2 protein-coding genes are annotated in these 7,228 nt (G+C 71.5%); both read right to left on the bottom strand.

The genetic code is table 11. The features are described from left to right. On the bottom strand, positions 1–1,062 hold a 1,062-nt coding region (locus tag ACF08N_RS37530; RefSeq protein WP_392329194.1), incomplete at its 3' end, for a beta-ketoacyl synthase N-terminal-like domain-containing protein. Positions 1,063–1,091: 29 nt separating this feature from the next. Further along, positions 1,092–7,228, bottom strand: a 6,137-nt coding sequence (locus ACF08N_RS37525; RefSeq protein ID WP_392329193.1) for an SDR family NAD(P)-dependent oxidoreductase, incomplete at its 5' end; no start/stop codon positions are given.

Here is a 7,228-nt window from a genome sequence, read left to right as displayed (position 1 = left end):
GTTCGACTTGATCGACCCCAACCACAACGGGCGATCAGACGACCGACCCTGACCATAGGTCGCCAACAACGCCTGCGCCTCGATCGGATCACCCAGCGTCGTACCCGTCCCGTGCCCCTCGACCAGGTCGATCTCGTCCGCGGACAGCTGCCCCGAGGCCAGCGCCTGGCGGATCACCCGCTGCTGCGCCGGACCGTGCGGGGCGAACAAGCCGTTGCTGGCGCCGTCGGAGTTGACGGCGGAGCCGCGCACGATCGCCAGCACCGGATGCCCGTTGCGCCGCGCGTCCGACAGCCGCTCCACCAGGAGCATGCCCGCGCCCTCGCCCCAGGCCGCGCCGTCGGCGGAGGCGGCGTAGGAACGGCACCGGCCGTCAGCCGACAGGCCCTTCTGGCGGCTGAACTCGACGAACGCCTCGGGGGTCGCCATCACGGCCACACCCCCGGCGAGCGCGAGCGAGCACTCCCCCGCCCGCAGCGCCTGAACGGCCGAGTGCAGGGCCACCAGTGAGGAGGAGCACGCCGTGTCCACGGTCACGGCCGGCCCCTCGAACCCGAGGACGTAGGACACACGGCCGGAGGCGACCGCACCGGTGCTCGCGTTGGCGGCGTAGTCGTGGTACATCATCCCGGCGAAGACGCCGGTCGAGCTGCCGCGCAGGGACGACGGGTCGATACCCGCCCGCTCGATCGCCTCCCAGGCGACCTCCAGCAGCAGTCGCTGCTGCGGATCCATGATCAGCGCCTCGTTGGGGCTGATGCCGAAGAACGCGGGGTCGAACCGGTCGGCATGGTGCAGGAATCCGCCCTGGCGCACGTATGTGGTGTGCGGTCGTTCGCCGGTGGGGTCGTAGAGCTGGTCGATGTTCCATCCCCGGTTCACCGGGAAGTCCGAGATCGCGTCGACCCCGTCGGCGACCAGCTGCCAGAGCTCGTCCGGCGTGGTCACCCCGCCCGGGTAGCGGCAGCCCATCCCGATGATCGCGATCGGCTCGGAGACCGCCGCGGTGAGCTTCGCGTTCTGCGCACGCAGGAATTCGGCTTCCTTGAGCGAGCTGCGCAACGCGGCGACGAGCTTGTTGTCGGAGCCGGTCATCGGAGGTCTCCACTCATTCCGGTCGGGTCGAAGTCGTCGCGCTCGCCAAGGGCCATGCTGATCAGGGCATCGGCGTCCATGTCGTCGATCGAGGCACCGTCGCCGCCGACGGGTTCGAGCGTCGCCGGGGCGGCGCCGCCGAGTTCCAGCAGGCGTTCCAGCAGCCCGGCATCTCGCAGCCTCGTGAGCGGGATCGTGTGCAGGACGTCCCGGATCTGCCGCTCGGTGTCGGCGACGCTGCCGTCATCGGCACGAGGAGCCAGGCGGGCGGCGAGTTCGGTGGCGAGCGCCGCCGCGTTCGGGTGGTCGAAGACCAGGGTGGGCGGCAGGCGCAGGCCGGTGGCGGTGTTGATCAGATTGCGGAACTCCACCGCGCCCAGTGAGTCGAAGCCCATGTCCTGGAAGGCCCGGTCGGCCGGGATGTCCTGCGGGCCGGAGTGCCCCAGGATCGCGGCCGCGTGGATCCGGACCACGTCGAGCAGTTCGGCTTCCTGCCGGTCCGCCGGCAGTCCTGCCAGTCGCCGCAGCAGCACCTCCGCCGCGTCCGTGGCGGCCGGTCGCACGGCGGACCGCCGGACGAGTCCGCCGAAGAGCGGTGGCAGGCCGGGTTCGTCCGCCAGGGACTTCAGGTCGAGCCGGATCGGCACGACGGAGGGCAGGTCGGTGCCGACGGTGGTGTCGAAGAGCGCCAGACCGTCTTCTTCGGACAGGGGCCGCACGCCGGTGCGGCTCATCCGGCGCCGGTCGCCGTCCGCCAGTTCGGCCGCCATGCCGTCCGCGCTGTCCCACAGCCCCCAGGCCAGCGAGTGCGCGGGCAGCCCGAGGCCGTGGCGGTGGACGGCGAGGGCGTCGAGGAAGGCGTTCGCGGCGGCATAGCTGCCCTGGCCCGGGTTGCCGAAAACACCCGCGGACGAGGAGAACAGCACGAACATCGACAGCTTGGCCGTGACGGTCAGCTCGTGGAGGTTCAGCGCGGCGTCGACCTTGGGGCGGAACACGGTGTCGATCCGTTCCGGCGTCAGCGACCCGATCACCCCGTCGTCGAGCACACCGGCCGCGTGCACGACCGCCGTCAGCGGATGCGCGTCGGGCACCGCCGCCAGGACGCCGGCCAGCGCGGCCCGGTCGGCGACATCGCACGCCACCATCTCGGCGTGCGCGCCGAGCGCGGCCAACTCGGCGACAAGTTCCGCGCTGCCTTCGGCAGCCGGCCCGCGCCGGCCCAGCAACAGCAGGCGACGGGCGCCGTGCGTGGTGACCAGGTGCCGTGCGAGGAGCCTGCCGAGCATGCCCGTCGCTCCGGTGAGCAGCACCGTGCCGTCGGGGTCGAGCGGCGCCCGATCGTCGTCGGGCCGAGCGGTGACCCTGGTGAGCCGCGCCACCCGCACGACACCGTCCCGGACCGCGACCTGGGGTTCCCCGGTGGCCAGCGCCGACTCGATCCCGTCCGGGTCGTCGAGGTCCGCCAGGACGATACGCCCCGGATTCTCCGACTGCGCCGACCGGACCATGCCCCAGACGGCGGCGCCGGCGAGGTCGGTGACCTCGCCGACGGCGACCGCGCCGTCGGTGACGACCATCAGCGTCGACCGGGCGAACCGGTCGTCGGCCAGCCAGGTCCGCAGGACCTCCAGGACCCGATGGACCTCGCGTCGTACGGCCCCGGCGTCGGATCCCCGCTCCGTCGCCAGGACGACCACCTCGGGCACGGTGTCGTCCGCGCCCACCGTGTCCCAGTGCACCCACGTCACCGGCGTCACGTACGCGGTGGGCACGGCTGTCTGTGCGGGTGCGGCGGGTGCGTCCACCCAGGACAGCTCGAACAGCGAGTCCTGGCGGCCGATACGCGCGGCCGCGAGTTCGGCCGCACTCGTCTCGCGCAGGGCCAGCGACTCGACGGAGGCGACCGGCAGACCCGTACTGTCGCTGATCGCCAGGGCGACCGTGCCCCCGGCCGCCGGGGATATCCGCACCCTCAGCCGGGTGACGGACGGCGTGAGCACCGACACTCCGGTCCAGGCGAACGGGAGCCGGAGCGACGCGGGTTCGCCGGCACGCAGCCCGATCGCCTGGAGGCACGCGTCGAACAGGGCCGGGTGCAGGCGGAAATCGTCACCGGGGAGGGCCGCGACAGGCAGGGCGACCTCGGCGAACAGCTCCTCGCCGCACCGCCAGGCGGCGGTCAGGCCCTGGAAGGCGGCACCGTACGCCAGCCCGCCGTCTGCCAGGGCCTCGTAGCGGCCGGTGAGGTCGACCGGCTCGGCGGCGGGCGGCGGCCACTCGGTCACGTCGGGCGCGGGGCCGGAATCCCCGACCGGCCGTACGGTGCCCACGGCGTTGCGGATCCAGGGCTGATCGGGGGCGTCCCCGATCCGGGAGTGGACGCCGACCGGGCGAACGCCGGAGTCGTCGGGAGCGCCCACGACGACCTGGACAGCGACGCCGCCGTGCTCCGGAATGACCAACGGCGCTTCCAGCACCAACTCGTCGAGCACATCGCAGCCCGCCTGCTCGGCAGCAGTCAGGGCCAGTTCCACGAAACCGGTGCCGGGGAACAGTGTGGAGCCGCCGACCACGTGATCGGCCAGCCACGGGTGGGTGTGCACCGACAGGCGGCCGGTGGACACCACGGTGTCCGAGCCCGCCACGGTCACGGCCGCGCCGAGCAAAGGATGCCTGGCCGTGCTCATGCCCATGGACTCGGGGTCTCCGTTGTGCGCATCGGACCGGTTCCAGTACACCTGCCGTTGGAAGGGGTAGGTGGGCAGGTCGATGTGCCGGGTGCGGCGTCCGGCGAGGGTGGCGGTCCAGTCGATGTCGAGGCCGTGGGTGTGGAGCCTGCCGAGGGCGGTCAGCAGGGTGTGGGATTCGCTGCGGTCCCGGCGCTGGGCGGGGACCAGGACTGCGTCGGTGTCATCGGACAGGCAGTCCTCGGCCATGGTCGAGAGCACCGCGTCGGGGCCCACCTCCAGGAACACGCCCACACCCTGGGCGGCCAGTTCGGTGATGCCGTCGGCGAAACGGACCGGCTCACGCACGTGCCGCACCCAGTAACCCGGATCGGCGATCTCCTCACTCACCGGGCCGCCGGTCAATGTGGACACGAACGGGATCTGCGGCCGTGCGTACGAGAGGTCCTCGGCGACGGCCGTGAACTCGGCCAGCATCGGCTCCATCAACGGCGAATGGAACGCATGACTGACCGCGAGCCGGCGGGTGCGGTGGCCTTGGGCCTCCAACTGCTGCGCGACCTGGTTTACGGCGTCCTCGGCGCCCGAGATCACCACGGAATCGGGGCCGTTGACGGCCGCGAGGCCCACGTGTTCGTTCAGCAGCGGCAGGACCTTCGCCTCGCCGGCCCGCACCGCGACCATCACGCCACCGGGGGGCAGCACCTCCATCAGGCGGCCCCGCGCCGCCACGAGACGGCATGCGTCCTCCAGGCTCAGCACGCCCGCGACATGCGCGGCCGCCACCTCGCCGACCGAGTGCCCCAGCACGAAATGCGGTCGCACACCGAGGGACTCCAGCAGGCGGAACAACGCCACCTCGATGGCGAACAGACCAGGCTGCGCCCACCCCGTCCGCTCCACCAGCCCCGCGTCCTGGCCCCACACCACATCCCGCAACGACACCCCACCCAGGTGCCCATCGAGACGCTCCACAACAGCGTCGAACGCCTCCGCGAACACCGGGAACACGGCATACAGCTCCCGGCCCATCCCCAACCGCTGCGACCCCTGCCCCGTAAACACACACGCCAACGAACCCGCGCCCTTGGCCACAGGAACGGCTTCCGCCACCCCGGCCAGCTCACGCATCAACGCCGCACGATCCGCACCCACCACCACGGCACGATGCTCGAACCGCGCACGACCCACCACCAGCACACGAGCCACCGAAGCCAGTTCACCGTCAGGCACAGTCTCCGCGAACACCCGCAACCGCTCCGCCTGCTCCCCCAACGCCTCCGGCGACCTCGCCGACAACACCCACGCCACCGGCCCCGCACCCTCATCGTCCACCGACTCCACCGCAGCCTCGGCCGGCGCGGCCTCCTCCAGGACCACGTGCGCGTTCGTGCCACTCAGCCCGAACGACGACACCGCCGCCCGCCGCGGACGCCCCTCAACAGGCAGCCACTCCCGCGCCTCCGTCAGCAGCTCCACCGCACCCGAAGACCAGTCCACCTGCGACGACGGCTCATCCACATGCAACGTCCTCGGCAACACACCATGCCGCATCGCCTGCACCATCTTGATGATCCCCGCCACACCCGCCGCAGCCTGCGCATGCCCGATGTTCGACTTGATCGACCCCAACCACAACGGACGACCCTCGGAACGACCCTGACCATAGGTCGCCAACAACGCCTGCGCCTCGATCGGATCACCCAACGTCGTACCCGTCCCGTGCCCCTCCACCACATCCACATCAGCGGACGTCAGCCCCGCCGACGCGAGCGCGCCGGCAATCACCCGCTGCTGCGACGGACCGTTCGGCGCCGTCAACCCGTTCGACGCACCGTCCTGATTCACCGCCGAACCCCGCACCACCGCCAACACCGGATGCCCGTTGCGCCGCGCATCCGACAACCGCTCCACGACCAGTACACCGGCGCCCTCCGAGAACCCGGTGCCGTTCGCTGCTGCGCCGAAGGACTTGCACCGGCCGTCGGGCGAGAGACCGCGCTGGCGGCTGAACTCGACGAACACCTCCGGCGAGGCCATCACCGTCACGCCACCGGCCAGCGCCAGCGTGCACTCCCCCGACCGCAGCGCCTGCGCAGCCAGGTGCAACGCCACCAACGACGACGAGCACGCCGTGTCCACGGTCACCGCCGGACCCTCGAACCCGAAGCTGTAGGAGATGCGCCCCGAGGCGATCGAGCCGGTGTTGTTGTTGTCCTGGTAGTCGTGGTACATCACGCCCGCGAACACGCCCGTTGCGCTTCCACGCAGGTGCGCCGGGTCGATGCCGGCCCGTTCGAACGCCTCCCACGACGTCTCCAGCAACAACCGCTGCTGCGGATCCATCGCCAGCGCCTCGTTGGGACTGATGCCGAAGAACCCGGCGTCGAACTCCCCCGCGTCGTACAGGAATCCGCCCGAGCGCGAGTACGTACGCTCGGGTGTGCCGGGCTCCGGGTGGTAGAGCCGTTCGACGTCCCAGCCACGATTGGCCGGGAAGTCGGAGACCGCATCTCCGCCGGACTCGACCAGCCGCCACAGCTCCTCCGGCGAGGACACCCCGCCCGGGAAACGGCACGCCATCCCGACGATCGCGATCGGCTCGTCGTCCACACGCGACACCACCGCAACCGGCGCCACACGCACACCCTCACCCGACAGGACACCATCGAGATATTCCGCCACCGCGGCCGCCGTCGGATGATCGAAGACCAACGTCGCCGGCAACCGCAAACCGCTCACAACGTTCAACCGGTTCCGCAGCTCCACCGCGGTCAGCGAGTCGAAGCCGAGGTCCGTGAACGCCTGGTCGGCGGCGACGGAGTCCGCCGACGGGTGGCCGAGCACCTGGGCGACCTCGCGGCGCACCAGTTCGAGGAGCACCGGTCCGCGTTCCTCGGCGGCGAGACCTTCCAGTCGTGTGCGGGACGACTCGGCGGTGGGCGTTCCCACCGCACGGCGCCCCGGCGGGACCAGGCCGTGCAGCACCGAGGAGAGCGGGGTGGACGCGGCGAGGGCACGCAGCGCGGGGAGGTCCAGCCGGACCAGGACGCGCAGCGGTTCCTCTGCGGCCAGTGCGGCATCGAACAGATCGAGGCCCTGCTCGGTCGACAGAGCGGGGAAGCCGTTGCGTCCCAGGCGGCGCAGTTCGGCCTCGCCGAGCCGCTCGCCCATGCCGGACTCCCACAGGCCCCAGGCCAGCGAGACGGCAGGGCGTCCCATGGCCCGACGGTGTGCGGCCAGCGCGTCCAGGAAGACGTTGGCCGCCGCGTAGTTGCCCTGTCCTGGCGCGCCGAGCACACCTGCCGACGAGGAGAACAACACGAAGGCCGACAGGGGTTGATCCAGGGTCAGCTCGTGCAGGTGCCAGGCGGCGTCCGCCTTCGGCGCGAGCACCGCATCCAGCCGCTCCGGCGTGAGCGTGTCCACCACACCGTCGTCCA

It is taken from the genome of Streptomyces sp. NPDC015127, from assembly GCF_043080095.1.
GTDB lineage: Bacteria > Actinomycetota > Actinomycetes > Streptomycetales > Streptomycetaceae > Streptomyces.
This window is presented reverse-complemented; position numbering and strand designations above follow the sequence as displayed.